This is a genomic window from Amycolatopsis sp. NPDC003676 (genome assembly GCF_053587275.1).
Genome location: NZ_JBSFNS010000392.1, coordinates 1 through 1,107, shown reverse-complemented (window position 1 = coordinate 1,107; position 1,107 = coordinate 1). Strand labels below are relative to the sequence as shown.

Genomic DNA, 1,107 nt, shown 5'->3' with positions numbered 1-1,107 from the left:
GTCGGATCCGCACACGCAGCGGACGATCCTCGCCGACGCGGTTTACGGCGAACGCACTCTGCTCGAAGTGCGCCGCCGCGGGTGCCCTTCCCGCGAGGACCCCTGCATGTCTCCTGAAAACACCCTGACCCGTCGCGGCCTGTTCGCACTCGGCGGGGTCACCGCCGCCGCTGCCCTGGCGCTGCACAACGCTCGCCCCGCCCTGGCCGGACCCGGTGCCGACGCCGATGTCATCGTCATCGGCGCAGGCCTGGCCGGGCTGGTCGCCACCGCGGAACTGGTCGCCGCCGGGCGGCGCGTGCTGCTGCTCGACCAGGAACCGGAGGCGAGTTTCGGCGGCCAGGCGCACTGGTCGCTGGGCGGGCTGTTCCTGATCGATTCCGTCGAGCAGCGGCTGGCCGGGATCCGGGATTCCCTCGACCTGGCCCGCGGCGACTGGTTCCGCACCGCGGGCTGGGACCGCGGACCCGATGACGCACTCGGCGAGGACTATTGGGGAAAGCGGTGGGCCGAGGCCTACCTGAATTTCGCCGCCGGCGAGAAGCAGTCCTGGCTGCGCGGCCTCGGCATGAACTGGGTGCCGATCGTGGGCTGGGCCGAACGCGGCCAGGCCGACAACGGCGTCGGCAACTCCGTCCCCCGCTTCCACGTGACCCTCGGCACCGGCCCCGGGGTGGTCGAGCCGTTCGAGCGGCAGGCGCGCGCGGCCATGGGCCGACAGCTCACCGTCGGGTTCCGCCATCAGGTCGACGGCCTGGTGCTCACCGACGGCGCGGTCACCGGGGTGCGCGGCACCGTCCTGGAGCCCAGCGGCGCCGCCCGCGGCACCCCCAGCTCCCGGGTGCCGGTCGGCGAGTTCGCGTTCACCGCCGCGCAGGTGATCGTGACCGCGGGCGGTATCGGCGGCAATCACGAACTGGTGCGCCGCAATTGGCCCGCCCGGCTCGGGACGCCGCCGGCGCGAATGATCACCGGAGTCCCGGCCCACGTCGACGGCCGCATGATCGGCATCTCCGAAGCCGCGGGCGCCCGCCTGGTCAACCGGGATCGCATGTGGCACTACACGGAAGGGCTGAGCAATCACTCGCCGATCTGGACCGGTCCCGG

Annotated in this window: 1 protein-coding gene; it reads left to right on the top strand. The window is 72.9% G+C overall.

Annotated features, from left to right (window positions below; translation table 11 throughout):
- Nucleotides 1–106: 106 nt before the first annotated feature.
- Nucleotides 107–1,107: FAD-dependent oxidoreductase (locus ACWDNU_RS46670; protein ID WP_449673556.1), on the top strand; the 1,001-nt coding region annotated here is incomplete at its 3' end.